21 protein-coding genes are annotated in these 26525 nt (G+C 69.8%); 14 read left to right on the forward strand and 7 right to left on the reverse strand.

Annotated features, from left to right (window positions below; all coding sequences use genetic code 11):
- Positions 1-9 precede the first annotated feature (9 nt).
- Entirely contained in the window at positions 10-1659 is a 1650-nt protein-coding gene (locus tag AAF430_00345) for an ABC transporter ATP-binding protein (GenBank protein ID MEM7408665.1), read from the forward strand.
- On the opposite strand, the gene AAF430_00350 is transcribed toward AAF430_00345, so the two are convergent.
- From AAF430_00350 to AAF430_00360, 3 genes are all read right to left on the reverse strand, one after another.
- The gene (locus tag AAF430_00350) at positions 1656-4349 is read right to left on the reverse strand and encodes a VCBS repeat-containing protein (protein ID MEM7408666.1); all 2694 of its coding nucleotides are present in this window, start codon (positions 4347-4349) and stop codon (positions 1656-1658) included. The two genes, AAF430_00345 and AAF430_00350, sit on opposite strands and share 4 nt — an antisense overlap.
- A 175-nt stretch (positions 4350-4524) precedes the next feature.
- A complete protein-coding gene (locus AAF430_00355; protein ID MEM7408667.1) occupies positions 4525-6015 on the reverse strand; it encodes a choice-of-anchor tandem repeat NxxGxxAF-containing protein in 1491 nt (496 codons plus the stop codon).
- 80 nt (positions 6016-6095) lie between these two features.
- Positions 6096-9008: a VCBS repeat-containing protein gene (locus tag AAF430_00360; protein ID MEM7408668.1), complete on the reverse strand. Its 2913-nt coding sequence runs from the start codon at positions 9006-9008 to the stop codon at positions 6096-6098.
- A 113-nt stretch (positions 9009-9121) separates the two neighbouring features.
- Between AAF430_00360 and AAF430_00365 the strand changes: the two genes are divergently transcribed.
- Complete coding sequence (locus tag AAF430_00365; protein MEM7408669.1) at positions 9122-10162, forward strand: TIGR03032 family protein; 1041 nt, start codon at positions 9122-9124, stop codon at positions 10160-10162.
- 19 nt (positions 10163-10181) lie between these two features.
- Here the strand turns inward: AAF430_00365 and AAF430_00370 are convergent, their stop codons facing one another.
- A complete protein-coding gene (locus AAF430_00370; protein ID MEM7408670.1) occupies positions 10182-11000 on the reverse strand; it encodes a dienelactone hydrolase family protein in 819 nt (272 codons plus the stop codon).
- Between the two features lie 95 nt (positions 11001-11095).
- Between AAF430_00370 and AAF430_00375 the strand changes: the two genes are divergently transcribed.
- Genes AAF430_00375 through AAF430_00390 form a run of 4 tightly spaced genes read left to right on the forward strand, consistent with a single transcriptional unit; the run spans position 11096 to position 15199 of the window.
- On the forward strand, positions 11096-12061 hold the full coding sequence (locus AAF430_00375; GenBank protein ID MEM7408671.1) for a helix-turn-helix domain-containing protein: 966 nt from the start codon (positions 11096-11098) through the stop codon (positions 12059-12061).
- A 60-nt stretch (positions 12062-12121) separates the two neighbouring features.
- Complete coding sequence (locus AAF430_00380) at positions 12122-12796, forward strand: helix-turn-helix domain-containing protein (protein MEM7408672.1); 675 nt, start codon at positions 12122-12124, stop codon at positions 12794-12796.
- The gene (locus AAF430_00385; GenBank protein ID MEM7408673.1) at positions 12793-13824 is read left to right on the forward strand and encodes an SDR family oxidoreductase; all 1032 of its coding nucleotides are present in this window, start codon (positions 12793-12795) and stop codon (positions 13822-13824) included. The genes AAF430_00380 and AAF430_00385 overlap by 4 nt, the downstream gene beginning before the upstream one ends.
- 7 nt (positions 13825-13831) lie before the next feature.
- Positions 13832-15199, forward strand: a complete 1368-nt coding sequence (locus AAF430_00390) for an aromatic ring-hydroxylating dioxygenase subunit alpha (GenBank protein MEM7408674.1) — start codon at positions 13832-13834, stop codon at positions 15197-15199.
- A 12-nt stretch (positions 15200-15211) separates the two neighbouring features.
- On the opposite strand, the gene AAF430_00395 is transcribed toward AAF430_00390, so the two are convergent.
- Together AAF430_00395 and AAF430_00400 are read right to left on the reverse strand one after the other, a co-directional pair.
- Complete coding sequence (locus AAF430_00395; GenBank protein ID MEM7408675.1) at positions 15212-15979, reverse strand: ThuA domain-containing protein; 768 nt, start codon at positions 15977-15979, stop codon at positions 15212-15214.
- 29 nt (positions 15980-16008) lie between these two features.
- Complete coding sequence (locus AAF430_00400; protein MEM7408676.1) at positions 16009-16224, reverse strand: oxidoreductase-like domain-containing protein; 216 nt, start codon at positions 16222-16224, stop codon at positions 16009-16011.
- Positions 16225-16296: 72 nt separating this feature from the next.
- On the opposite strand from AAF430_00400, the gene AAF430_00405 reads away from it, so the two are divergent.
- The 8 genes from AAF430_00405 (at position 16297) to AAF430_00440 (ending at position 25988) form a co-directional block, all read left to right on the forward strand.
- Entirely contained in the window at positions 16297-17811 is a 1515-nt protein-coding gene (locus AAF430_00405; GenBank protein ID MEM7408677.1) for an AMP-binding protein, read from the forward strand.
- 79 nt (positions 17812-17890) lie between these two features.
- Complete coding sequence (locus AAF430_00410) at positions 17891-18520, forward strand: TetR/AcrR family transcriptional regulator (GenBank protein MEM7408678.1); 630 nt, start codon at positions 17891-17893, stop codon at positions 18518-18520.
- Positions 18517-20139 carry a carboxyl transferase domain-containing protein gene (locus tag AAF430_00415; GenBank protein ID MEM7408679.1) on the forward strand — a complete coding sequence of 541 codons (1623 nt, stop codon included), beginning with the start codon at positions 18517-18519 and terminating at the stop codon, positions 20137-20139. Before AAF430_00410 ends, AAF430_00415 begins: the two co-directional genes overlap by 4 nt.
- Before the next feature lie 2 nt (positions 20140-20141).
- Positions 20142-22043, forward strand: coding sequence for a biotin carboxylase N-terminal domain-containing protein (locus AAF430_00420; protein MEM7408680.1), 1902 nt, complete (start codon positions 20142-20144; stop codon positions 22041-22043).
- Positions 22044-22072: 29 nt separating this feature from the next.
- Positions 22073-23227: an acyl-CoA dehydrogenase family protein gene (locus AAF430_00425; protein MEM7408681.1), complete on the forward strand. Its 1155-nt coding sequence runs from the start codon at positions 22073-22075 to the stop codon at positions 23225-23227.
- 5 nt (positions 23228-23232) lie between these two features.
- Positions 23233-24087, forward strand: coding sequence for a CoA ester lyase (locus AAF430_00430; protein MEM7408682.1), 855 nt, complete (start codon positions 23233-23235; stop codon positions 24085-24087).
- The gene (locus AAF430_00435; GenBank protein MEM7408683.1) at positions 24080-24553 is read left to right on the forward strand and encodes a MaoC family dehydratase; all 474 of its coding nucleotides are present in this window, start codon (positions 24080-24082) and stop codon (positions 24551-24553) included. The genes AAF430_00430 and AAF430_00435 overlap by 8 nt, the downstream gene beginning before the upstream one ends.
- 265 nt (positions 24554-24818) lie before the next feature.
- Positions 24819-25988, forward strand: a complete 1170-nt coding sequence (locus AAF430_00440) for a hypothetical protein (protein ID MEM7408684.1) — start codon at positions 24819-24821, stop codon at positions 25986-25988.
- A 36-nt stretch (positions 25989-26024) separates the two neighbouring features.
- Here the strand turns inward: AAF430_00440 and AAF430_00445 are convergent, their stop codons facing one another.
- Entirely contained in the window at positions 26025-26525 is a 501-nt protein-coding gene (locus tag AAF430_00445) for a GNAT family N-acetyltransferase (protein MEM7408685.1), read from the reverse strand.

Consider the following 26525-nt stretch of genomic DNA (forward strand, 5'->3'; position numbering starts at 1 on the left):
CGAGCACGGTTGCCGCGCATCTATGCCGCGGGACGACGGGCTCAGCTCTGGCGTCTGATCGCGAACGGGATGGGCCAGGCGCTCCTGGGCGTGGCGATCGCGGGATTGCTTCGAGTGGCCGTCGGATCGGTCGAGACGCCGCGTCCCCCGGTGTTCGCGCTCGCCGGGCTCGTTCTCGCGAGCGCAGCGCTCTGGGGGCTTCGCGTCGTGGAAGCGGGGGACGCCGAGCGCCTGGGTCAGGACTACGTGACGCGCGTACGCCTGCGTCTCTTCGACCGCCTGACGGCCCGACCCGTCCAAGCCGCAGGGCGCTACGGGCTCTCGATGACGCGGATGATCGGCGACCTCAACTCGCTGCGGAACTGGGTGAGTCTCGGGATCGCACGCGCGGCCGTCGCCGGGCTCACGTTGGTGGGACTCGTCGGGGCTTTGCTCGTGATCGACCCGCATCTCGGGGGCGCACTCGCGAGCCTCGTGCCTCTGACCGGGATGGCCGCCGCGTGGGTAAGCCGGCCGCTGCGCCAACGGGTGCGCGAGACGCGACGGCGTCGCGGTCGCTTGGCGAGCAATCTCGGCGAGAAGCTCCTGGCGGCCGCGACCCTGCGCGGGCTCGGGCGCACCCGTCGCGAGCTTCGCCGCGTGCGCCGCCAGAGTGAGCGCCTGCGCGACGCGGCCGTCGCGCGGGCGCGTACTGCCCATGCGTTGCGCGCCCTTCCCGCCGCACTCTTGCCCATGGCGATCGCCGTCGCGCTTGCCGTCGCCGCCGTGGATGGAGCCTCTGCTCCGGACCTCGTCGTGGCGGTCTGGCTCGGCGGCATGGTCGCGGCGGCGCTCGGGGAGCTGACCCGCGCGTGGGATTACCGGCTCGCGTTCGAGGAAGGGCGCGAACGCATTGGGGATGCGCTCTTGGCCCCGCACTTGAGGGAGTCGCGGGATGCCATCGCCCTTCCCGGGGTCGGTCCGCTCGCAGTCGAGGTGGAGTCTTGGGCGCCACCGGCGGGCGGGCCGGCCCTCTCGTTCCGCGCGCGCGCGGGCGAAACCGTGCTGGTCAGCGGGCCGAGCGGCTCGGGGAAGTCGCGGCTGCTCCAGGTGCTGGCCGGACAGCATCCCGTCGAGGACGGCGTGCTCTGGCTCGATGAGGCGCCCCTCCGGCGCCTTCGCTTCGATTCGGTCCGTGAGAGTGTGGGGCTCGTCTCGCCCGATCTGCCGCTCTTGCGCGGGAGCGTGCTCGAGAACCTCGACGCCACGACCGCCGACCGCGACGACCCGTGGTTGGTCGCGTTGGTGGCCGCCTGCGGCCTCGGTCGGGACGTCCTGGGTCTACTCGACGGGCTCGACACGGTGATCGAGGAGCAGGGGCGCAACGTTCCCCAGAGTACGAGGGCGCGGATTTCCCTGGCGCGGGCGGCGTGGCCGCGTCCGCGTCTGCTGCTCGTGGACGACCCCGCCTTCTCTCTCGATGCGCGCGCGCGTTCGGCGCTCGGCCTCGTGACTGCGCGCCTCGAGGCCACGACGATCATCGTCGGCGACGAGGCGCATCCACCGATCCCGCCGGACCGGATCTGGCGCCTGGCGCCACGCACGGCCAACTCGCCAGGAGCGACCCTGGCCGAGGAGCGCCGGCATCTCGACGAGCCAGCGCGCCGTCACGTGGTCTAGCGTCGTCGGAGCTTCGCGAGTCCGAGCAGGAGTGCGAGCCCGCTGGCGAGGAGGCCCCTGCGGCCGGGCTCGGGGAGGCGGAAGACGCGGACGTCGCCCGTGGCCTCGCCCACCAGGACGTCGGGGTCGCCGTCGCCGTCGAAGTCGCCGAGGCCCGGCTGGGCGTCGTCGCCGACGTCGATGCCGTCGAAGAGACTGCGATTCCCGACCTGCTCGACGAAGCTCGGGGCGATGGCGGTGCCGTCGTTGCGGTAGACGGCGAGGGTCCCGTCGGCCGCGCCCAGTGTGAGGTCGAGATCACCGTCGCCCTCGAGGTCGGCGAGGGCGGGCGCACTCGCCGATGCCGTGCCGATCGTGTCGAAGGGGTTCGCGGCACCCGTGTTTTCGGTGAAACTCGGGGCGATGCGCGAGCCCGTGTTCTCGAAGTAGCGCAGGCTGCCGGTGCTGTTGCCCGCGACGACGTCGGGGTCTCCATCGGCATCGAGATCGCCGATCGAGACCCGCGCGGCGTCGCCGACATCGAAGGCGGCGAGGGGGTTCGTGCCGGTCAGGAGCGTGAAGGCCGGGGCGCCGGCGCTGCCGTTGTTTTCGAGCGTCGCGAGCGTCCCGTCCGCAGCGCCGACCACGACGTCCGGGTCGCCGTCGCCTTCGAGATCGAGGAGGGCTGGCGCGGCGTCGCTGCCGACGTCGATGCCGTCGAAGGGGTTGGCGGGGCCGGTGCGCTCGGTGAAGAGCGGGGCCAACGCGTCGCGGGTGTTCTCGAAGTAGGCGAGGGTGCCGTCGCTCTGGCCGATCACGGCGTCGCGGTCGCCATCGGCGTCGAAGTCGGCGAGCACGGGGTCGCCGCCCGGGAGTGACACGCCCCCGAGCGGGTCGAGCGCTCCGGTCAGCTCGATCGCGGGTTGCTGGGCGCGGACGCCCGGGTTCTCGAAGAAGTCCACGAAGCTCGTACCGGCCTGACTCCCCTCCAGGAAATCGAGGTCACCATCGCCGTCGAGGTCGCCCAGGGTGACGGTCGAGAAGCTCATCCTCGTGTCATCGAGAGGGTTTTCGTCCCCCACCCGTTCGACGAAACGCGGCGACGCGGTCGTTCCGACGTTCTCCAGGTAGAGCGCTGGCCCGAAGCTCTTCTGCGCGGATGCGACGTCGAGATCTCCATCGCCATCGAGATCGCCGAAGGCCGGCGCGGCGTAGAACACGACACCGATTTCGTCGAACGGATTTGCGGCGCCCGTGCGTTCGACCCAGCTGCCCGATGCGACCGTTCCCGTGTTTTCGAAGTACTTCAGGGTCGGGGAGCCCCAGCCGGTGAGGACGTCGAGGTCTCCGTCCCCATCCAAATCTCCGAAGGTCGCGGGATGGCCTCCGAGTAGCACCACGAAGGGGTTCTCCGTACCCGTGCGTTCGACGTAACTCGGAGCCGCGACGGTACCGATGTTCTCGAAGTAGCGGACGTCGGCTTGGGCGGCCTGCACGAGGTCGAGGTCGCCGTCTCCGTCGACATCCGCGGCGGACGATGTCGAGAAGGCGGACGACGTGATTCCGTCGACGGGGTTCGCGGCGCCGGTGCGCTCGCGATACTCGGGCGCGGTCGGTGTACCGACGTTCTCGAAGTAGCGACTGGACAGAGACTGGGTCGGGCGCTCCGAGACGAGGTCGATGTCACCGTCGGTGTCGAAATCGCCAAGGGTGTGCGCCCCCCCGAACCGCCATCCCAGGGTGACGGTAGGGTCGTTGGTGGCGGGGAGTTCGGTGAACTGACCGCGCCGGTTCTGGGCCGTGGCGAGGGTGCCGGCCAGCGAACCCCAAAGAAGATCCGGGTCCCCGTCGGAATCGAGATCGGCGGGTGTGGGCGTCGGCAGCCCCCCAGGCCGGAGCCAGGAGAACGGGTTGGCCTCATCGGGCAGGAGCACGAACTGCGGTGACGCCCCGTCCCCTTGATTCTCGAAGTAGTCAATGCTGCCCGACGCTGACCCGAGCGCGCTCGCGCCGACCGCGAGGTCGAGGTCGCCGTCTTGATCGGCATCGAGGAGCGCGGCGGCGCCATTCGGGCCGGCCTGGATGCCGTGGAAGGGATTCGCGGCCCCCGTGCGCTCGACGAAACTCGGCGCGGACGCCGGGCCGGTGTTCTCGAGGAAGGCGAAACCGCCCGTGCGTTCCGCGATTCCCACGTCGAGATCGCCATCGCGGTCGAGGTCGCCCGGAGCGGGGCTGGAGCCGTTTCCGACATCGAAGCCGTCGAAGGGGTTCGACGCGCCGGTGCGCTCGGCGAAGACAGGCGTCACTGCATCGCCCGTATTCTCGAAGTAGGCGAGGGTGCCGGGGTCTCGACCGACGATCAGGTCGAGGTCGCCGTCGGCGTCGACATCGGCGAAGGCCGGACGCGGAACGGCGCCTCCGCTCTGACCGGCGAGCGGGTTGCCGCTCCCGGTGGCCTCGGTGAACGTGGCGGCGAGGGCGGTGCCCGTGTTCTCGAAGTAGCGAAGGCCTCCCGAGTGATCTCCCACGAGAAGGTCGACGTCGCCGTCGCCGTCGAGGTCCGCCGCGGCCGGGCTCGCGCCGAGCCCGACGTCGATCGTCACGAAGGGGTTCTCCACGCGTCCGTCGAAGACGGGCGGGCTGGCACGGGCGGGGGCGACACCGAGCCACGCGGCTGCAACCACGGGTGTCAGGACAGCGAGGCGGGCCATACGTCGCAGCCAGGCGCCGTCGCGACGATGGGGCCGGACTTGCCGGCGGATCCGCTGGCGCAACGCCGCTCGCGATCCGCGCCAGCGGGGGCGGATCGCGTGGAAGAGCGCGCGCTCGCAAGCGCGGACATGGTCCCTTCCTCGATCCGCAGGCAACAGTGCACCCGGCAAGGCGTCAGAGCTCCGCATAGTCGGGGATCCCGTCGCCATCGGTGTCGAAGCCGATCCGCAGGATCGCCGTATCGCCCAGCGCGAAGGCGAGCGCCACCACGATGGTTCCGTCCTGGTCCATGCGGACCTCCTCGAGCCGGTCGGGCACGGTACGGACGACGCCGGTGCGCACGACGAGAGACTCGCCCTCGCGCAGAACCGGCCAGTGCACACCGCTCGCGTCGATCACCACCAGCACGCGGTTGTCGCTGTCGACGACACCGCCTCCCTCGAGCTGGGCTTCGATCAGCAGGCTGCCTGCATTGCTGTACCCGCGTGCCGCGACGGGGCCGTAGACCGCCCCGGCCAGGAACGGAACGGCATCGCCTTCCCGGACCCGCAGGGTGGTCGTACCTGGCGGGCTCGCCTCCCATACCGAGGAAGTCACGCTTCCAGACGTGTCGAGAGGGGCCGTATGGATGCTCGCCCCGGATTCGTTGAGGAACTCGGTGGTGGGCGCGCCGAACACCGCGCCTGCGACCCCGGGGACGGCGTCGCCCTCGCGGATCACCAGCCGCGCATCGCCCGAGCCGTCCGGAGCCAGAGCGCCCTCGTCATTCGCGTCGGTGACGGTCGCACCCCCGAAGCGCGCGTCGAAGGCGAGCTGGGAGAACTTGTTGACGCGCGGCGTTCGCTCGAAGCGGGAGTAGGTGACGCCCGCGAGGCCGGGGACGGCCCAGCCCTCCAGCTGAACGTAGAGGTGGGCGGGGATGGCGCCGGGGACCCACTCGATGATCGCGGATCCGGCGTCGCGGGTGAGGATCGTCGAGAGGAAGACCATTCCGAAGGTGTTGATGGTGGGCCAGCTGGCTTCGACCGGGTCTTCGAATACGCTCTGGACCCCGATCCCCCCCGAGATGAGCGTGCCTTCGCGGTACACCCATTCGATGCCGAAGTTCGGGGTGTGTCGGTAGGTGATCGAGCCTGGACTGGTGGGCACGCGTCGCAAAGCGAGGATCGAGATCTCGCCGCCGTAGTGGAATACGCGCGCTTCCTCGAAGCGCTCGAGCGCGTTCGCCGTGCCCGACTGCGGCGGCACGTCGCCCTCGCGGGCGAAGACGCGAAGGACGCCGCCCGCATCTTCTCCGTAAAACGCCTGGTCGTCTGAGGGCGTAGCGCCATCGAAGGCGGCACGGAAGCCGATGCGGGCATCGTCATCGAGGGACCAGTCGAAGACGCCGACATAGGTTTCGCCGCCCGTGGTGTCGGCCGCCGCGGCGCCGACTTGCGCGACGAGTTCCGTCGCTCCGAAGTGGCTGCGCCGATACAGCGCGTCCTCGCCAGCCCGGTCCACGAAGGCCAGATGCCCCCCGGCGAACTCGCGCCTGGCGGCGCCTTGCCCGTCGATCGCCAGGTGCCCGAAGGTGCCGCCGCCGGGGCGCGCGTCTCCCGTCGCGACGAAAGTGTCGCGGATGAAGGATTGGCCTTGCGCGAGGCCAGCGGATAGCGAAATCACCCACATCGACACGAGGCCCAGACCGATCGCCCGGGCGCGACGGGTCGGGCGAGAGGGGAGACGGCGTCGGCCGTGCGGTGTCATGGTCGGGGCCCCGCTGCGGTCCGCGCATCATCGCACACGCGACGCTCGGGGGGTCGGTGGCGCCGGCGCTTCACGAGTCCGAGGAGGAGGGCGAGTCCGCTGGCGAGCGCTCCGACGCGTCCGGGCTCGGGGAGGCGGAAGACGCGGACGTCGCCCGTGGCCTCGCCCACTAGGACGTCGGGGTCGCCGTCGCCGTCGAAGTCGCCGAGCCCGGGCTGGGCGTCGTCGCCGACGTCGATGCCGTCAAACAGGCTGCGAATCCCGACCTGCTCGACGAAGCTCGGGGCGGTGGCGGTGCCGTCGTTGTGGAAGACGGCGAGGGTGCCGTCGGCGCCGCCCAGGGTGAGGTCGAGATCACGGTCGCCTTCGAGGTCAGCGAGAGCGGGAGCGCTGCTGGCGGCAGCGCTGATGGCGTCGAACGGATTCGACGCACCGGAGTTCTCGGTGAAGCTCGGGCTCGTGCGCGAGCCCGTGTTCTCGAAGTAGCGGAGACTGCCGCCGCTCTCGCCGGAGACGACGTCGGGGTCGCCATCGGCATCGAGATCGCCGATCGCGACGCGCGCCGCATCGCCGACGTCGAAGGCGGCGAGGGGGTTGGTGCCGGTCAACAGCGCGAAGGCCGGTGCGCCAGCGCTGCCCGTGTTCTCGAGCGTGGAGAGCGTCCCGTCGGCTGCTCCGACGACGAGGTCCGGATCGCCGTCGCCCTCGAGATCGAGCACGGCGGGCGCTGCGTCGCTGCCGACGTCGATGCCGTCGAAGGGGTTGGCGGGGCCCGTGCGCTCGGTGAAGAGCGGGGCCAGGACGTCGCGGGTGTTCTCGAAGTAGGCGAGCGTGCCGTCGCTCCGGCCGATGACCGCGTCGCGATCACCGTCGGCGTCGAAGTCGGCGAGCACGGGGTCGCCACTCGGGAGGGACGCGCCCGCCAGTGGATCGAGCGCACCGGTCAGCTCGATGGCGGGAGGCTGCGTGAAGAAGCCCGGGTTCTCGAAAAACCCCGGGTCGAATCCGCTTCGGATGAGCGATCCCATCATCAGCTCGCCGTCGCCGTCCCCATCCAAGTCAGCGATCGCGACGGTCCCGAATACCGTTTCGGTCGCGCGAAGCGGGTTCTGCGCACCGAAGCGTCTCACGAAGACCGGTGAGGAGGCGTCGCCCACGTTCTCGAAGTATCGGACCGGCTGCCCCAGGCCTTCGACCACGGCGGCGTCGAGGTCTCCATCGCCATCGAGATCCGCGAGCGTGGGGGCCGCGTAGATGATCTCTCCGAACGCATCGAAGGGGTTCGCGGCGCCGGTGCGCTCGACCCAGTCTCCGCCAGTCGCGCTCCCGACGTTCTCGAAGTAGCGAACGGAGATGAAGCCGGAGACCGCATCGAGATCCCCGTCCCCATCGAGATCGCCGAAGGAGATCGGGGCGACGCCCGCGAGGTCTTCCAGCGGATTCCCGGGCGCGCTGTTCTCGAGATAGCTCGGGGAGGACGGGTTGCCCACGTTCTCGAAGTAGCGTTGTCCGCCGACGTCGAAGAAGTCCAGGTCAGCGTCCCCATCGACGTCGGCGAGCGTGATCGCCGCCAGTGTCACGAAGAACCCGAGCATGTCGAAGGGGTTCGAGGCTCCCGTGCGTTCGAGGTAGCTGGGAGCGTTCGGCTCCCCCACGTTCTCGAAGTAGCGAAAGCTACCCGTCGAGTCTTCGTAGACGAGGTCGACGTCACCGTCGGCGTCGAGGTCGCCGAAGGCGGGGGACCGGCGTGAACCGAAGCTCAGCGGCGCCGTCGGATCTTGTGCCGGCGGCGTGTCGACGGCGAACCCCCGCGCGTTCGTCGCATAGCCGATCGTTCCGGAGGTTCCCCCGATCAGGAGATCGGCGTCTCCGTCGGCGTCCAGATCCGCGGTGGCCGGTACGGGCAGCCCATCCGGGTCGAGCCAGGACGCCGGGTTTGCGTCGTCCGCCAGCGCGACGAAGCTCGCGGAGGCGGCCGTGCCGCGATTCTCGAAATAGTTGAGTGCACCGGTGGTCGCGCTCAGCGCGCTGGAGCCGACCAGCAGGTCGAGATCCCCGTCGCGATCCGCATCCACGAGCTCGGGCGCGGCATTCGGGCCCGGCTGCGTACCGTCGAGCGGGTTGGCGCTTCCCGTGCGCTCGACGAAGCTCGCCGCGCCCGCGCTGCCGACGTTCTCGAAGTATTGAAGGGCGCCGCTGCCCTCTCCCACGAGCACATCCAGGTCCCCGTCGGCGTCGAGGTCGCCGACGCTCGGCTGCGCGCGATCGCCGATGTCGATTCCGTCGAGGGGGTTCGCGGCCCCGAAACGCTGGCTGAACGTCGGCGCGCTGGGGCCTCCCGTGTTCTCGAAGTAGGCGAACGCTCCAGACTCGAGGCCCACGAGCAGGTCGAGGTCGCCATCCGCGTCGAAGTCCGCCAGCGCGGCGGCCGGGGCCAACCCCGGGAGTTCACCGTCCAGGGGGTTGGCGGCGCCTCCCTGTGCCGTGAACGATGGCGCGAGCGCGGTTCCCACGTTCTCGAAGTACCCGAAGCTCCCGAAGAGCTCGCCGACCAGCAGGTCGACGTCTCCGTCCCCATCGAGGTCACCGAGGGTCGGCGTCGCGAAGAAACCGACGTCGACCGTGGCCAGCGGGTTGGGCGGGTCGGGGTCGAAGACAGGCGCGCGCGCGTGAGCCGCCTCTGCCGCGAATCCGAGGATCGCGATCGCGGCCGCGGGGCCGCAGAGCGCGCGCCGTCGCGCGTCGCGGAGCCACGTCGGGTTGCGGCGGTGGGCTCGGACGCGTGCGCGGATGCGGCGTCGCAGGTCGCTCCGCGTGCCGCGCCAGATCGGGCGGATCGCTTGGAAGAGGCTCGCCTCACAGGCGTGAAGCCGTTCTCGGCGCCGGCTGCGTCGTCGCGTCGTCATCATCGTGGGGCGGGGTCGGGAGAGAAGGGTCGCTCTCGACGGCGGCTCGATGGTCGCACGAGCGACTCGCCGCCGTCACCTGCGTTCCCAAGGGGCGTGTGTGCGAGACTGGCCCCATGTCCGCCGCGCCCCCGACTACGCCCTTCGGCTGCCGCCACTCGCCGGTTTTCCCGGAGTTGTTGGCCGAATTGGGCGTGTCTCTCGCCGCCACCACCCAGCACGCCGGGAAGGTGATCGCGATCGCGGCGGACGGGGATCGCATCGTGGTGTTGCCCCGCTCCTTCGATGCGCCGATGGGGATCGCTCTGGAAGGCGAACGACTGGCCGTGGCGACGCGCGACCAGATCGTGCTGCTCGCCAACGAACCGCGACTCGCCGGTGCGTACCCGCGCCAGCCGGACACCTATGACGCGCTCTACCTCCCGCGCTCGATCCACTTCTGCGGCGAGGTCGCGGTCCACGACCTGGCCTGGGTAGGCGAGCGGCTGGTCGGAGTGAACACGCTCTTCTCCTGCCTCTTCGAGCTCGACGCGCGCTTCAGCTTTCGACCGATCTGGCGGCCCGCGTTCGTCGAGGCGGCGGTGCCGGAGGACGCGTGCCACTTGAACGGACTGGCGGTCGACACGAAAGGACCGCGCTACGCCACCGCCTTCGCCGCGACCGGAGGGGCGAACGCCTGGCGAGACGCGTCGCCAGCGTCGGGTGTGGTCCTCGACGTGGCGAGCGGTGGCATCGTGGTCGGCGACCTGGCCATGCCCCACTCGCCACGCCTGGTCGAGGGCCAACTCTTCGTGCTCGCCTCAGCGACGGGAGCGCTCCTGGCGGTCGACACCGATCGCGGTTCCTTTGAGGTCGTGAACCGCGTTCCCGGGTTCGCGCGCGGTCTCGCGCGCCACGGCGACTACTGGTTCGTTGGCACCTCCCGGCTGCGCGCCGGAGGCGCGATCCAGCGGTCCGACGCGGAGAACCGCTGCGGGATCAGCGTCCTGCACGCGGCGACGGGCGCACGCGTCGCCGAGCTCGAGTTCCTGCGCAGCTGCGACCAGATCTACGACGTGGCTGTGCTTCCCGCGCGCCGTCCGGGCATCCTGGGGATCGGGGACGACACCCACCGCCAGGCGTTGGCGACGCCCGACGCCACGTTCTGGAGCCGCTGATCGTTCGCGCCGCGTTCGGCTAGACCTGCAGTCGCGCCGCGAAGAACGCCAGGATCTCGTCGCGTGCGGCAGCGGTGGGTTCTCCCTCCGCGTCGATCAGGTGTTGGGTGACCACACTGTGGGCGCAGCCGACGTGCTCGGAGAAGAACGGCGCAACGTCCGGGTTCGCGGCTGCGTCGGGGAGGACGCGGGTTTCGAAGCGCGGCCCGAGGGCGTCGGCATACGCGGAGAAACGCTCCGCGGTGCAGAACCGATCGCCCGCGAACCGGTACGCGCGCACCTTGAGCTCGTCGCGCTCCAATCGCGCGCGGATCGTGCGCAGCGAGGCGTCGTCGATCTCGAGCCCCGCGGGCTCGTCGAGGGGGAGCGAGGGCTGGCAGAGCACCGGCGCGATCACCGCCGGTTCGAGCATCAGCGTGAGGGCGAAGTTTCCGGTGAAGCACATCCCGATGGCGCCGACGCCCGGCCCACCGCATTCCGCGTGGGCACGGCGGGCGAGGGCGCGCAGCCAGTCGGTGACCGGGCTCGACTTCCCCGACCCGAAGGCGTGAAACTCGGCGCGGATGCAGGTCGCGCGGAAGACGGCGGCGCCTTCCTCGGCGCCCGGCACGGCGCCGTCGCTCCCAAACAGGGAAGGCATATAGACGGAGAAGCCGGCGTCCCGCACCCAGCGAGCGAACCGCGCGACTTCCGGGCTGATCCCCGGCATCTCGCTCATCACCAGCACGGCGGGGCCCCTCCCGGTCACGTAGACCCGCCGGGTCGCGCCGAGCGCTTCGACTTCACGGGGCTCGAAGTCGTGCAGGTCGTCGTCTCCTCGGGCGTTGGCGTCGGTCATGCGTTCCTCCTGGTTGCTCGACTCGGCCTGAGGCTAGATCGATCCGAGATTCCACCCAGAGGCGAAAACGCCAATAAGCCGGCTAGAATCGCCAGATGCGGAACGTCCTGGTAATGGCCCCCGATGGGGTGATGGACTCGGCGCTGGCGCTGACCCTCGACACGCTCTCCGCGGCCCATCAGCTCTCGGGCGCCGAAGGTCCCGACTTCCGCGCGACGCTCTTCTGTCCAGGCGTTTCCGAGATCCGCACCCGCCAGGGTGCGCGCTTCGACGTCGCGGGCCGCGTTGCTCCCGGGCGCTTCGACGCGCTGGTGATTCCCGGGTTGGGACTCTCGACGCGGGACGAGATTGGAACCTTCTTCGACGATCCCCAGCGCGCGTCGCTCGTCGCGTGGCTGCACCGCCACGGTCCTCGTGTTCCCCGGGTGGCGGCCGGTTGTTCGGCCGTCTTCCTGTTGGCTGAGGCGGGCCTGCTGCGCGGGCGGCGCGCGACGACGACCTGGTGGCTCGGTTCCGTCTTCCGGGAGCGCTACCCCGACGTCGACCTCGACGAGACCCAGATGGTCGTGGAGGACCGCGGGGTCGTGTGCGCCGGGGCGGCGCTCGCCCAGATCGACTTGATGCTCCACCTGTTGGCGCGCCTGGGGACGCCTGGGCTGGTGCGCGCCGTCGCCCGAAGCCTGGCGATCGAGGAACGTCCCACCCAGGCCCGCTACATGATGCGGGCGTCGATGTCCGGTCAGAGCGACGACGTCGTGCGCATCGAGCGCTGGATGCGGCGCCAGCGCCACCGTCCCTTCTCGCTCGCCGAGCTCGCCCGCGCAGTCGGCATGAGCCCGCGCACGGTCGATCGCCGGGTGCGGGAGGCCACGGGCCACGGCGCCAAGAAGCTGGCCCAGCGCATCCGGCTCGAACACGCGGCCCACCTCCTCCAGACGTCGCGGCTGGCCCTCGACGAGGTCGCGGGGCGCGTCGGGTATCGGGACCCGAACACCCTGCGTCGGCTGTTGAAGCGAGAACTCGGCGTGAATCCCAGCCAGCTGCGCCGCGAGGCGGGATGACGGGCGCGACGCACGAAAAGGTGGAGACCGGCCCGGCTTTAACGTGTTAAAATTTCCGGCGTGCCGCGCCTCACTCCCCCGATGGCCGAGCGCCGCGCTCGCATCCTCGAAGCGGCGCGACGCGGGATCGCCGACGTCGGCTACGACGGGCTCACCCTGCGCGCCCTGGCGCGCGAAGCCCAGGTGACGGTTCCCACCATCTACAACCTGGTGGGCAACAAGGATGCGGTGCTGGTCGCGGCCGTCGCCGATCAGACCGAACGCTTCGTGCGGAGCATCGGCGCGGCGCCGGACGACGTTCTCGGGATCGTCGATGCCAGCGCCCGCGAGCTCCTGCGTGCGCCCCGCTACTACCGCGCGCTCCTGCGCCTGCTCGCCGACTCGGAAGAGGCCGGAGAGGCCCGGCGCATGGTGACGGCCGCCCTGCAGGGTCAGCTGCGCGGTGCCGTCGAGGCGCTCGCGGCAGAGAAGCAGCTGGAAGCCTGGGTCGAGGTCGGTGCGCTCAGCGAGGAGCTGCTCGCCGTCGTCTGGCAGGCGAGCGACCAGTGGGCGCGGGGGCGACTGCGCAGCGCCGCGTTTCCCGCACGACAGCGCTTCGGCGTCGCACTCTTGCTCGCCGGCGCGGCTCGCGGGCGTGCACGGAGTCGCTTCAAGGACGTCGCCCGCGCGAATCAGTCGGCCCCGGCCCCGGCGCCGCGAGCGGCGGCGCGGCTGGCGCAGGGTGCGCGCGCATGAGGGTGCGACACGCCCAGAGCGGCGCGATGTACACGCTGCGCGACGACGGCGACGTCGAGGTCGTGCTCGAGGGGAAGACCGGTGTCTTCCAGGCCAGTGGGCGCTGGGTGCGCGGCGCGTTGCGCGACGCTGACCCCCACCTGCTCGGCTGGCTCGCGGGCGCCCAGAGCGATCCCGCGCCCGCAGAAACCGCATCGCGACCGCGCGCGACGGGCGTGGACGTGCCTGCATTCACCCAGGATCCGACTGGAAAGCGAAGGAGAGGACAGATGGACCTCGGACTCGAAGGACGCAAGGTGGTGGTGACCGCGGCGACCCAGGGCATCGGCCTGGCGATCGCCCAGCAGTTCGCCGACCTGGGCTGCGACGTGGCGATCTGCGCACGCGGCGAGGAAGGCCTGGAGGTCGCCCGCAAGGATCTCGAGGGTCGGGGCGTGCGCGTGTTCACTCGCGCCCTCGATGTCGCCGACGGAGACGGCCTCGAAGCCTTCGTCACCGACGCTGCCGCGGACCTCGGGGGCCTCGACGTGTTCGTGAGCAACGCCTCGGGCGGGGCCGGTCCCGGCAAGCGCGCCTGGCAGGCGGGCTTCGACGTCGACGTGATGAGCGCCGTGCGCGGGGTCGAGGCGGCCCTGCCCAGTCTTCGCGAGAGTGGCGCGGCGAGCGTCGTCTTCATCTCGTCGACGGCGGCCCTCGAGCACCTCGGCGTCACCCAGGGCTACAACGCGATGAAGGCGGCCCTGATCACCCACGCCGGCGATCTTTCGCAGACCCTCGGTCGCGAGGGCATCCGCGTGAACGTGGTATCGCCCGGCCCCATCTACTTCGAGGGCGGAAACTGGCAGATGATCGAGCAGTCGATGCCCCAGATGTACAAAGGCGCACTCGCCCAATGCGCGATCGGCCGGATGGGCGCGCCCGAGGAAGTGGCGCGCGCGGTCGCGTTCCTGGGGAGCCCCGCAGCCAGCCTGATCACCGGGGCGAACCTCGTGTGCGACGGCGGCTTCACCAAGCGCATGCCCTTCTGAGGCGACCATGGCCTTCGAACCCCTCGTCGAGATGTCCCCCGATGTCGGGGCGCGTTCGCCCGGCCTCTCGTACCAGGATCTCCTGGACCAGGAGACGCGGCCCGTCCCCGACGTGCTGCGCTGGCGCTCGGCGCGGGAGCTGCCCGTCGTCAAGGTGCCGATCGAGCGGTACACGTCCGAGGCGTTCCAGGCGCTCGAAGTCGAGAAGCTCTGGAAGCGGGTCTGGCAGTTCGCCTGCCGGGAAGAGCAGATTCCCGAGCCCGGCGACCATCACGTCTACACCATCGCCGATCTCGAGGTGCTGGTGGTGCGCGGCCAGGATCGTCGGATCCGCGCCTTCCCCAACACCTGCCTCCACCGCGGACGCGCGCTCAAGGACCACGCGGGGCGCTCCGACGTGTTGCGGTGTCCTTTCCACGGCTGGACCTGGAACCTCGACGGCAGCCTCGCGGAAGTCCCGTGTCGTTGGGACTTCCCCGACGTCTCGCGCGAGGAGTACGCGCTACGTCCCCTGGGCGTCGGTACCTGGGGCGGGTTCGTGTTCGTGAACCTCGACCCGAACGCGGCGCCCTTCGCGTCACATCTCGGAGATCTCCCCCAGCACTTCGAGCGCTGGCCCCTCGAAGACCGCTACACCCAGGCCCACGTCGCGAAGCGCCTGCGCTGCAACTGGAAGGTCTGTCAGGAAGCCTTCATGGAGGCCTACCACGTCGTCGCGACCCACCCGCAGATCCTGGCGGGGATCGGCGACGCGAACAGTCAGTACGATGCGTGGGACACCTTCTCCCGCGCCATCACTGCGAACCAGACGCCGAGCCCGCACCTGCGCTGGGAACCCAGCGAGCAGGAGCAGCTCGACGTCACGCTCTCGCCGGACCTGGACGGACCGCCGGCGATTCGAGTGCCCGAGGGCATGACGGCGCGCCAGATCTTCGGGCAGCTGTCGCGGATGCAGTTGCAGAGCGCGGTGCCCTCGGTGCAGCGGCTCACCGACGCCGAGCTCACCGACTCCTTCTACTACACGCTGTTCCCGAACTTCCATCCCTGGGGCGCGTACAACCGCATCGTCTACCGCTTCCGGCCCAACGGAAACGCCGTGGGCGAAGCGATCATGGACGTGTTCATGCTCGCGCCGTTCCGCGGGCGTCGTCCCGAAGCCGCGGCCACCCGTTGGCTCGACTTCGACGAGCCCTGGACCGAGGCCTGGTCCGAGCTCGGGCCCCTCGCGAAGGTCTTCGAGCAGGATTCCTGGAACCTGCCGCGCGTGCAGCGCGGCCTGGAGAGCGCCGCCCATACCCATGTCACGTTCGCGAACTATCAGGAAACGAAGATCCGCCACTTCCACGCGCTGCTCGAACAGCGCCTGGCGGAATAGGCGGGGGCCGGGTCAGGCGCGCTCGTCGAGGCCGGCCGCCCAGCGGATGCCACGGCGCAAGAGCTCGTAGAAGGTCGGTGACTCCCAGGCCCCCCGTTCGATCTGGGGATAGAAGTCCATCAGCGGGCGCATGTCGTAGTGGCCGCGGCAGTGTCCGAGGGTGAGGTAGAGCACGCAGCCCTCGCCGACGCGCTTCTTGTACATGACGAGCCGCGGCGCATCGTCGGCGAACTCGTTCACTTCGAAGCCCGGCGTCTTTCCGCTGAACCGGGTCTCGAGCAAGGGTTCGAGCGGTCCGTGGTACTCGCAGAGATAGAGCTCATCGGTCACCTCGAAGGGCTCGATGCCGGACACGAGCGGGTCGTCGGTGTCGGAGACCGTGACGTCATAGGGCCCGATGGGGGGGTGGGCCAGGAACTGGCTGCCGAGGGTCTGCATCAGCACCGGGTGGTCGCGCGGGGTGCGCACGTGTTCCTGGAGCATCTCGAGCACCGAGTTGGTGCCGTGCAGCGCGAACCAGCGCTTTCCGCTGGCGACGAAGTCGGCGAGCGCCTGCTGCTCGGCGGGCGTGCCGGCGACGTCGCAGGTGTAGGTGATCAGACAATCCGCGTCGGCGAGTGCTTGCGTATCGCGGTAGTCCTCGGCCACGCGGGTCCGGATCCGGGGCTCGTCTCCCAGGAGCGTCAGCAGCTCGCGCCTTGCGAAGTCGATGTCGTGGTAGCGCCCCCCTGCGACGAGCTGGGCCTGGATGGGCGGCTGGGAGCGACGGGGCTTCGACATGGATCTCCTTGGCCTGCTGCGCAGGCGGACTACGCGTCGGTCGCGGGCGACGCCTCGGGCTCGGGTGCATCGGGAGCGTGGGTGTCCTGCCACTGGGCCAGCGCGCGTTCGTAGTAGTCCCACACGCACGGGTCGCAGCCGCGGTCGCAGCATTCGCCGGGCACCGGGCGGCGCGGGGGTGCCCGGCGTCCCTCCCGATCGGCCCACGCGGCCAGCTCTCGATGTCGGTTGAGCGGAGTGCGCATCCGGTTCTCGCGGTCACGCTAGCGCGACTCAAAAGCTCCCGGTGGGTGTTCGGCTCGTGGCATGCTGCGGCGATGCTGACCATGGCGGACCCGATCGAACACGCTGCCCGGCTCTGGCCCGACCGGGTGGGAATCGTCTCTGGCCCGGTACGACGCAGCTTCGCCGAGTTTGCCGGGCGTTGTCGCCAGCTGGGGGGTGCACTCGAAGCGGCGGGCATCGCGCGCGGAGATCGCGTCGCGATCCTGGCCGACAACAGCGACGTCTACCTCGAGGTGTACGCGGGCGTTCCCGCCACTGGGCGGGTGGTCGTGCCCCTCAACACCCGCCACGCCGAGCCCGAGCTGCGCTACGCCCTCGAAGACTCGGGCACGCGACTGCTCCTGACCGATCGCCCACCGAGTGCGCTCGATGGAGTCGTCGAGCGGGTCATCCGGATTCCCGACGCGTACGAGACCTTCGTGGGCGGCGGCCGCGAGGTCGCGGGGTTGGGCGAGGGAATCGCCGAGTCGGATCTGGCCGGGCTCTTCTATACGGGGGGGACGACCGGCGCCTCGAAGGGGGTGATGCTCAGCCATCGCAACCTGGTGTCGAACGCCTATCACTGGATGACCTGCATGCCCCACGCCGCGTCGGACGTGATGCTCGTGATGGCACCACTCTTCCATGCTGCGGGCTCGAACGGGGTCCTCGCGAACCTGTGGACCGGTGGGCGCCAGGTGGCGCTTCCGAGGTTCGACCCGGGCGAGGCGCTGGACTGGATCGCGGCCGAGGGCTGCACCGCGACTCTCGGCGTCCCGACGATGCTGGCGGCGATCGCGGAGGAGCAACTGGCGCGCCCGCGCAAGACCGAGACGCTGCGCTGGGTGGCCCATGGCGGCTCTCCGATCGCCAGCGAGGTCGTGCGGCGGGTTCACCAGGCGATGCCGTCGGCCGAGCTGGTCGAGGTCTACGGTGCGACCGAGCTCTCGCCGCTGGCGACCGTGCTGCGATACGAAGAGACGGCGCTCGACACCGATCGGATTCGCTCCTGCGGCCAGCCGTTGCCCGGCGTCGACGTGCGAATCCTCTCACCCGAGGGTCAGCCGGTGACGACGGGGGAGGTCGGCGAGGTGACCGTGCGCGCGCCCACGGTGATGCTGGGCTACTGGAACAAGCCGGAGCAGACCGACGCCGTGCTGCGGGACGGACGCTACTGGACGGGAGACCTCGGACGCCTCGACGCCGACGGCTTCCTCACCCTGGTGGACCGCTCGAAGGACATGATCGTGTCGGGTGGAGAGAACGTGTACTCCACCGAGGTCGAGGAAGTGCTGTATCGGCATCCCGCCGTGCTCGAGGCCGCCGTCTTCGGCGTGCCGGATGCCACCTGGGGCGAAGCCGTCTGGGCCGCGGTGCATCTCCGCGCCGACGAGACGACCGACGCCGAGACGCTCATCGCCTTCTGTCGCGAGAGCCTCGGCGGCTACAAGGTGCCGAAGGGCATCGACTTCCACGCCGAGCTCCTCCCCAAGAGCGGGCCGGGGAAGTTCCTGAAGCGGCAGCTGCGCGACCCCTATTGGGAAGGGAAGGAGCGCGGCATCCACTGAGCGGGGTCGGGGAGCCCTCCGGGCTGGCGTTCGTTTCGGGGAATGGCGAGCCTAACGGTCGTTAGGTAGTCTGGCTCGCATGGCGACACCGGCCCCCGAACCCCCCGTCCTCGCGGCCGATTCCGGTCCCGAGGGACGCCGGCGCATTCTCGACGTCTCGGCGGGGCTGTTCCTCGAACGCGGCTACGCGGGCACGTCCCTGCGCGAGATCGCGGCCGCGGTGGGCATGAAGCCGGGCTCGCTCTACTACCACTTCGCTTCGAAGGAGGCGCTCCTCGAGGCGATCCTGCGCCACGGGATCGACGTGATGGTGGTGGCGTTCTCGGCGGCGGCCGCCGACCACCGTGACGCGCCCGCGCGCGAGCGTTTCGCCGCCCATGTGCGCGCACACCTCGGAGCGCTCTTCGAGCACGGCCCCTATACCGCGGCCCACGTCACCACGTTCCGTACCGCGCCCACCCCGGTGATGGCCGCGATCGTTCCCCAGCGCGATGCCTACGAGGCGATGTGGAGCGAACTGCTGGCCTCCTTCGTTCGCGACGGCGCGATCCGCTCCGACACGACGGTCGGTCTGGCCAGGCTCCTGCTCTTCGGGGCGATGAACGCCTCGGTCGAGTGGTTCGATCGCGAGCGCGGGAGCCTCGACGACTTCGCAGCCGCCGTGACCCGGCAATTCTGGTCCGGCTGGACGGGGGAGGGCGACGCATGAACCGCTTCGTGTCCCGCACCGACGTGCGGTCGTCCGCGTTCGCCGACAACACGAACGCGACCGAAGCCCTGGTGTCCGAGCTGCGCGAGCGGCAGCAGACCGTCCTCGACGGCGGGCCCGGGCGCGCGCGCTCGATCGAGCGCCATCTGGCGCGCGGCAAGCTGATGGTGCGCGATCGCATCGATTGCGTGATCGATGCAGGCAGTCCGTTCCTCGAACTCTCGACCCTGTCCGGCTACGGCCAATACGACGACGCGGCGCCGGGCGCGGGGATCGTCACCGGCATCGGGCTCGTGCACGGCGTGCCCTACGTCTTCATCGCAAACGACGCGACGGTGAAGGGTGGGTCGCTGCTGCCCGTCTCGATCAAGAAGCACGTGCGGGCCCAGGACGTCGCCGCCGAGAACGGGCTGGGGGTGATCTACCTGGTCGACTCGGGCGGCGCCTTCCTGCCGATGCAGGACGAGATCTTTCCCGACACGGATCACTTCGGCGGCTCCTTCTACCGCCAGGCCCGCCTCTCGGCCCAGGGGCTGCCCCAGCTGTCGGTGGTGCTCGGCGGCTGTACCGCGGGGGGCGCCTACGTCCCGGCGCTCTCCGACGAAGTGATCATGGTCGAGGGCATCGGTCGTATCTTCCTTGGCGGTCCGCCGATCGTGAAGGCGGCACTGGGGGAGCAGGTCGCACCCGATGATCTCGGGGGCGCGGTACTTCACACGCGAACCTCGGGTGTCAGCGACCACCTCGCGCGCAGCGAGCGCGAGGCCTACGGGAAGCTGCGCGAGCTGTGCGCTGCGACCCACCAGCGCCGCATGGGCGGGGGGCCGGGCTGGCTCGACGTCGCGCCGACCGAACCGCCGCACTACGACCCGGCCGAGATCTACGGAATCCTTTCCGCCGACGACCGGATTCCCTTCGACGCTGCCGAGATCCTGGCGCGGCTCGTCGATGGCTCCCGCTTCTCGCCCTTCAAGCCCGAGTGGGGCACCTCGATGGTGTGCGGCTTCGCTCGCATCTGGGGGCACCTCGTCGGCGTGATCGCGAACCAGGGCATCATCTTCAACGAAGAAGCGCTGAAGACCACCCACTTCATCGAGCTCTGCGAGCAGCGCCGCGTGCCGCTCCTCTTCCTGCAGAACACCTCGGGCTACATGGTGGGCAAGGATTCGGAGGCGCGGGGTATTGCGAAGGACGGCGCCAAGATGGTCTCGGCCGTCGCCAACGCGACCGTGCCGAAGTACACGGTGCTGATCGGCGGCTCCTACGGCGCGGGCAACTACGGCATGTGTGGCCGCGGGTTCCGGCCTCGTTTCCTGTTCTCGTGGCCGAACTCGCGCATCGCGACGATGGCCGCGAAGACCGCGCAGACGGTGCTCGTCGACATTCGACTGGCGGGCATGAAGGGGCAGGACACGAGCGAAGCCGAGGTCGAGGCGATGCGCGCCGAGATCGCCGACCAGTTCGAGACCCAGTCCGACCCCTACTACGCGACCTCGCGTCTCTGGGACGACGGAATCCTCGACCCGCTGCAGACCCGTGACGTGCTCGGGCTGTGTCTGGCCCTCGCCGCGCGCCAGGATGCCCCGGAGCCCGGTCCCGGCATCGTGTACCGGATGTGACGATGCGACTGCTGATCGCCAACCGCGGAGAGATCGCCCGCCGAGTGCAGCGCACGGCACGTCGCCTGGGCGTGTCGACGGTCGCCGTCTACGCCGACCCGGACCGCGAGGCGCCCTTCGTGCGCGAGGCCGACGCGGCATTTCACCTCGGCGGCGCGGCCCTCGCCGACTCCTACTTGAACGTGGAGCGCCTGCTCACCGCGGCGCGCGACACCGGCGCCACCGCCGTCCACCCGGGCTACGGATTCCTGTCCGAGAACGCCGACTTCGCGCGCGCTGTCCAGGACGCGGGGCTCGTCTGGGTCGGCCCCCGACCCGAGGCGATCGAGCGGATGGGCTCGAAGATCGAGGCGCGACGCCTCGCCGAAGCCGCGGGCGTCCCGACGATCCCGGGCTTCGATCGCGATCAGGCGCCCGAGGCCCTGGCGCGCGCTGCCGACCAGATCGGTTTTCCGGTGCTGGTGAAGGCCGCGGCCGGCGGCGGCGGCAAGGGCATCCGAATCGTTCGCGCGGCTGGCGAGTTCGAGGCGGCGCTCGGCGAGGCCACCGAGGAAGCCCGCCGCAGCTTCGGCGACGACGCGATGATCGTCGAACGTTACATCGAGCGCGCGCGACACATCGAAGTCCAGATCGTCGGCGACCACCACGGCAACGTCGTGCACCTGGGGACGCGCGAGTGCTCGGTCCAGCGTCGCTATCAGAAACTCCTGGAAGAGGCGCCGGCGCCGAACCTGACCGATGCGACGGTCCAGGGCCTGTGCAGCTCGGCGCTCGCGTTGGCGAAGGCAATCGACTACGACTCGACGGGCACCGTCGAGTACGTGGTCGACGACGCGACCGGCGAGTTCTTCTTCCTGGAGATGAACACGCGGCTCCAGGTCGAGCACCCGGTCACCGAGGCGATCACCGGCCTGGACCTCGTGGAGTGGCAACTGGCCGTCGCCGAGGGGAGGGCGCTGCCCCTCCCGCAAGAGGCGATCGCCTTCCGCGGCCACGCCTTCGAAGCCCGCATCAACGCGGAGAACGCGGCGGCCGACTTCGCTCCCGAGACGGGGCAGGTGGCAGCGCTCGTCGTGCCGGAAGGCGTTCGCTGGGAGAGTGGTGTCGAAGAAGGGAGCGCGATCACGCCCCACTACGACGCGCTCGTCGCGAAGCTGGTGATCGACGGCGTGGACCGGGAGGCGGCGCGGCGGCGTCTGGTCGCCGCGCTCGATGCGCTGATCATCGGCGGCCTGGTGACGAACACGGGCTTTCAGCGCTGGCTCGCCGAGCAGCAGCCGGTGGTCGAAGGGCGTGTCACGACGCGCTTCCTCGACGAGACCGAGGTGCCCGCGCCGTCCCAGGCCGCGGCGGCGGTCGTGTCCGCGGCCCACGGCTGGGAGCGCGCGCGCCGGGCCCAGGCCGAGCCCGGTCCGTGGTCGCTGCCGTCCCTGCGCGTGACGCCGCATCGCCCGAGCCTGCCCACGGCCCTGCTCGACGAAACCGGGGAATGGCACGAGGTGGCAGACACCGATGCGACCGACTTCTCCTCGCGCGACGCCGTCGTCGTCGACGCTCCGGGCCGACGCGTCTGGGTGAACCGCGCAGGCCACAGCTACGCCTTTCGCTTGCCGCCGCGCCGCGAGCGCTGGGCGCCGAACGACGCCGAGAGCCACGGGGCCGCGGACGCCGTGCGCGCGCCGTTCCCGGCGGTCGTGGCCGAGACACCGGTCGCCGCGGGTGCGACGGTGGCGCCGGGCGACGTGGTGGTGGTGGTGGAGGCGATGAAGATGCTCCACTCCCTGGAGAGCCGCGCCGGCGGCGTCGTCGCACAGATCCACGTCGGAGTCGGAGACTCCGTCGAGTCCGAGCAGGTGCTCGTGAGCTTCGTGCAAGAAGAGGATGCGTCCGACGCGGACGCTTGATCGGTTCGATCGAACCGGAGGAGGCCCCCATGGTCCATCGCAACGCCTACATGACGGACGAGCTCGAGGCGATCGTCGCCCAGACGCGCGACTTCGTGGAACGCGAGGTCGTGCCCGAGGGACTCCAGTGGGAAGAGGAAGGGAAGGTGCCGCGCGAGGTGCTGCGCAAGATGGGTGGCCTGGGCATGCTCGGACTGCGCGTACCGGAAGCGTTGGGCGGCCTCGGCCTCGGCCCGGTCGCCTCCGCCGCCTTCTCCGAGGCGCTGGGCGTCTCGACCTTCGCGGGCTTCGACGTCACCGTGCTCGTCCACACCGACATGGCGGGTCCGCATCTGGTGAACTCGGGCTCGCCCGAGCAGCTCGAGCGCTGGATGCCGACCATCCTCTCGGGCGAGACGATCCTCTCGATCGGCGTGTCCGAGCCCGGCGCCGGCTCCGACGTGGCGGGCATGCGTACCCAGGCAAAGCGCGACGGCAACGGCTGGCGGCTCACTGGGCAGAAGACCTTCATCACGAACGCGGTCTACGGCGATCTTACGATCCTGGCGGCCCGCACGGATCCGTCGAACAAGTACGGGATCACCATGTTCTTGATCCCGAGGGACACCGAGGGCTTCCAGGTGTCCAAGAAGCTCGACAAGCACGGCTGGCGCTGCTCGGACACGGCGGAGCTGATGCTCGACGACGTCTACATCCCCGACGAGCAGGTGCTCGGGACGCCGCATCGAGGCTTTTACGAGACCATGAAGAACTTCCAGAACGAGCGCATGGTGCTGGTGGGGATGGGCGTCGGCGCGGCCCAGAAGGCGATCGACCTCACCCTCGAGTACACCCAGGAGCGGCCGGCCTTCGGCGGGCACCTCTTCGATCTCGGCGCCATCCGCCAGCGCATGGCGATGCATCAGGCGAAGGTCGACGCGGCGCGCGCCGCCATGTACCACGCGGCCTGGCTGGGCGAGCAGGGCGCCGACAACGTGAAGGAGATGTCGGGCGTGAAGGCCTTCGGCTGCGAGGTGGTGAACCAGGTGATGTACGACTGCACCCAGTTCCACGGCGGCATGGGCTTCATGCGCGAATCGGCGATCGAGCGCATGTACCGCGACGCCCGGGTGCTGACGATCGGGGGCGGCGCCACCGAGGTGATGCTCGAGGAAGTGGCGAAGCGCTCGATCCGGCGGGGCTAACCGGCTTGGCTCCCGTCGCGCGCCTGCGTTCCCTGCTCTTCGCGCCCGCGGTCCGGCCCGACTTCCTGCGGCGCCTGCCCGAACGCGGCGCCGATGGCGTCGTGATCGACTGCGAGGACGCGACGCCGCCGAACGCCAAGGCCGAGGCGCGCGAGAATGCCCGCGCCCTCGCGCCCGAGCTGGCCGCCGCGGGGGCGTCGGTCTTCGTGCGGGTGAATGCGGTCGCCTCCGAATGGTTCGAGGCCGACGTGCGTGAGGCGCTCTGCCCGGAGCTCGCCGGGATCATCGTCCCGAAGCTCGATCGCACCGAACAGCTGCGGGAGGCGACGGCGCTGCTGGCGGCCCACCGGCTCGAGCTGCCGATCCTGGCCGGCCTCGAGACCGCACTCGGTGTCGCCGACGCGCGCGAGCTGCTCGCACATCCGAGTGTCTTCGCGGCCTACTTCGGCGCCGAGGACTTCATCGCTGACATGGGTGGGGTGCGCACCGAGTCGAGCCAGGAGGTGCTCTACGCGCGTTCCCGGGTGGCGCTGGCCGGGCGGCTCGCCGGTGTGCTGACCCTCGACCAGGTGGTGACCGACTTCCGCAACGACGCGCTGTTCCGGCGCGAAGTCGAGGAAGCGCGTGCCATCGGCTACCGCGGGAAGCTCTGCATCCACCCCACCCAGGTGGTACTCGCGAACGAGGGCTTCGTGCCCAGCGCGGAGGAAGTCGATTTCGCGCGGCGTCTGCTCGCAGCCTACGACGCCGCGTCGGCCCGCGGTCTGGCCGCGATCGATTTCGAAGGACAGATGGTCGACGAACCCCTGGCCGCCCGGGCGAGGCAGACCCTGGCGGCCGCCGAGGAGACCCATGAGTGACGCACCGCGACCCCACACGGGCCTCTGGTTCGAGGAGTTGGAACGCGGCCGCGTGGTCCATCATGCGATCCGACGCACGATCACCGAAGCCGACAACGTGCTCTTCACGTCGATCACCATGAACCCCGCCTGGCTCCACCTCGACTTCGACTACGCGAAGAACGAGACCGAGTTCGGGAAGCCGCTCGTGAACTCGATGCTGACCCTCGCGACGGTGATCGGGATCAGCGTGCACGAGACCACGCTGGGCACCACCGTGGCGAACCTGGGATTCCAGGAGGTCACGTTTCCGGCGCCGCTCTTCCACGGCGACACGCTGCGAGTGGAGACGGAAGTGGCGTCGGCGCGGCTCTCGAAGTCGCGCCCGAACCAGGGCATCGTCCGCTTCGAGCACCGCGCCTTCAACCAGGACGACACCCTCGTCTGCCGCGCGGTGCGCGACGCGCTGATGCACACCCGACCTTGAGAGAATTCCCGTAGGATACGGCGGTTGCTGGGGCGCGCCGCCCGAGTGAAAACGACGGGAGACGGGTGTGTGTTCCTGGTTGAAGTGTGCTGACCCTGCTCGGCTCCTCGATGAGACGCACGCGCTGCCGCACCGGTGGCGGAGGAGCTCTTGGTATTCGCTGAAGCGAGCGGCGCGGTTTCTCTGCCGATTTCCCGCGTTGGCCCGTCGCCACTGGGCGATTTACCTCGGCCTGGGGGTCGCGATCAGCTTTACCTGCCTTTGGATGTACGATGCGCAAGGCAATGGCCGGCGTGGATCTGTTGACCTCAGGGCGGTCGCCACCTTCTGGTCGATCGCGGCCGTCCTCTACGCGGGAATGCGGATCGCGGTGGCCCAGACCGGTCCGGCCCTCCTGCGGCATTTCAACTCCCCGGAGATGTACTCGGCCCGACGACGGGCCTATCAGGAGGCCACGCTCTGGTCCTGCGGTGATCGCTACGCCCTAGTGCCCTACCTCAACCACAACGGACCCAGCTGGGTGTCACCGGTTCCGGCGGATCAGGATACGGTCGTGAGTCTGTCGCAAGTCTTCGCCTTCGTCCTGGAGGCGAAGGAGTTCGACGATCGGGGCCTCTTGTCTTGGGGGGCGCGGAGGATGTTCCAGGACCGACTCTCCTGGTTCATGCCCATCGCGAGAGAGATGCGAGAGCACTGCGACGCTTACGAGGCCCTGCTACGTCATGAGAACCGCACCGACGCGATTGTTCCCTATCGTCTCGATGCGGTGGAGAACTGGATGCGGTGGCGATTGTGCCTGGGAAAGTTCGCCAGAAACCGCGGCGACTCGCGGACGCCTCCTGAGGCCGCTGAGCACACGCCTCGTGAGATCGCCGCACAATCGGTTCTTGAGCCCGTCGCGCAGACAACTCCTGAGCCCGCTGCGCAGACCACTCCGGAGGGCGCTACCGGGAAAACCCGGAAGCCCGGTCCACGGAAGGTCCGCACGCGATTCTTGGGCTGCAGCGAAAGGGATCTCTCCGCTAGCAGCGTCGTTATCTCGACCCTCGGGAAGCCGCGTAGAGTCAAGGGCGATGAACACACGGTCGTGGATGTCTTCGGGGTCCCGGACCCCCGTTCGTTTCGTCAGCTCTGGGAGCGACTGCCGACGCCAGCAGGAGACGGCCCGGTGGGTCATCGCTGGGATCGAACTTGGCTGGACGACGTCTGTACGCGTGTAGCTGGCGGGGGGTGGGAGCGCTCTGTTCGGCGCATCGATCGGTCCGAAGCCGAAGAGATCTACCGGCGCCTTTGGTCCCAGGGATTCGAAGTCAAGAACACTATCGAGGGGTCTCCTTTGTCTCGCCTTTTCAGCGTTCACTCGACTTCTCATCCCGATGCTGAGTCCACGGAGGGCTCCGAAAGATCAAAGGCAGAGGTGGGTAGCGCAGGGTGAGTCCCCCCCTGCATTGATACCGGCGTGCCATCTCCGTCACCCTGAATCCGGAACCGTGTAGCGGTAGAGGTTGCGGGTCTCTCCGCTCACCGGGGCTTCCTTCCAGAACTCGAAGCCGAGCTTGGTGATCGTGCGGATCGAGGCCGCGTTCGGCGGGTGGATGATCGCGAGGATCTCTGCGCGGACGGCCGGTTCGGCGAGATCGAGGAGCGCTGCGCTGGCTTCGGTGGCATAGCCCTGGCCCCGCGCCTCGGCGACGAGGCGGTAGCCCCACTCGAGCCGCCGCCTGCCCTCGAAGTCGAACCCGTCGACGCCGCAGTAGCCGACCAGGGTTCCGCTGGATCGCTCGATGATCGGTTGCTTGCCGAAGGCGACTTCGTTCGCCACGTGGAGCATGCGGTCGAAGCGCTCCGAGGCAGCTTCGGCGGTCATCACCCCGTCGGAGAACTCCATGAAGGTGTCGTTCGTGAAGAGCGCGACGAAGCGCGCGCGATCGCTCTCGCGGGGCGGTCGGATCTCGAGGCGCTGGGTTCGCAC

Source organism: Myxococcota bacterium, from assembly GCA_039030075.1.
GTDB lineage: Bacteria > Myxococcota_A > UBA9160 > UBA9160 > SMWR01 > JAHEJV01.

Coding starts and splice junctions, on each gene's coding strand:
- AAF430_00350 (MEM7408666.1), bottom strand. CDS start 4,349: ATGGCCCGCCTCGCTGTCCTGACACCCGTGGTTGCAGCCGCGTGGCTC.
- AAF430_00360 (MEM7408668.1), bottom strand. CDS start 9,008: ATGATGACGACGCGACGACGCAGCCGGCGCCGAGAACGGCTTCACGCC.
- AAF430_00365 (MEM7408669.1), top strand. CDS start 9,122: ATGTCCGCCGCGCCCCCGACTACGCCCTTCGGCTGCCGCCACTCGCCG.
- AAF430_00370 (MEM7408670.1), bottom strand. CDS start 11,000: ATGACCGACGCCAACGCCCGAGGAGACGACGACCTGCACGACTTCGAG.
- AAF430_00375 (MEM7408671.1), top strand. CDS start 11,096: ATGCGGAACGTCCTGGTAATGGCCCCCGATGGGGTGATGGACTCGGCG.
- AAF430_00385 (MEM7408673.1), top strand. CDS start 12,793: ATGAGGGTGCGACACGCCCAGAGCGGCGCGATGTACACGCTGCGCGAC.
- AAF430_00390 (MEM7408674.1), top strand. CDS start 13,832: ATGGCCTTCGAACCCCTCGTCGAGATGTCCCCCGATGTCGGGGCGCGT.
- AAF430_00395 (MEM7408675.1), bottom strand. CDS start 15,979: ATGTCGAAGCCCCGTCGCTCCCAGCCGCCCATCCAGGCCCAGCTCGTC.
- AAF430_00400 (MEM7408676.1), bottom strand. CDS start 16,224: ATGCGCACTCCGCTCAACCGACATCGAGAGCTGGCCGCGTGGGCCGAT.
- AAF430_00405 (MEM7408677.1), top strand. CDS start 16,297: ATGCTGACCATGGCGGACCCGATCGAACACGCTGCCCGGCTCTGGCCC.
- AAF430_00410 (MEM7408678.1), top strand. CDS start 17,891: ATGGCGACACCGGCCCCCGAACCCCCCGTCCTCGCGGCCGATTCCGGT.
- AAF430_00415 (MEM7408679.1), top strand. CDS start 18,517: ATGAACCGCTTCGTGTCCCGCACCGACGTGCGGTCGTCCGCGTTCGCC.
- AAF430_00420 (MEM7408680.1), top strand. CDS start 20,142: ATGCGACTGCTGATCGCCAACCGCGGAGAGATCGCCCGCCGAGTGCAG.
- AAF430_00425 (MEM7408681.1), top strand. CDS start 22,073: ATGGTCCATCGCAACGCCTACATGACGGACGAGCTCGAGGCGATCGTC.
- AAF430_00435 (MEM7408683.1), top strand. CDS start 24,080: ATGAGTGACGCACCGCGACCCCACACGGGCCTCTGGTTCGAGGAGTTG.
- AAF430_00440 (MEM7408684.1), top strand. CDS start 24,819: ATGTACGATGCGCAAGGCAATGGCCGGCGTGGATCTGTTGACCTCAGG.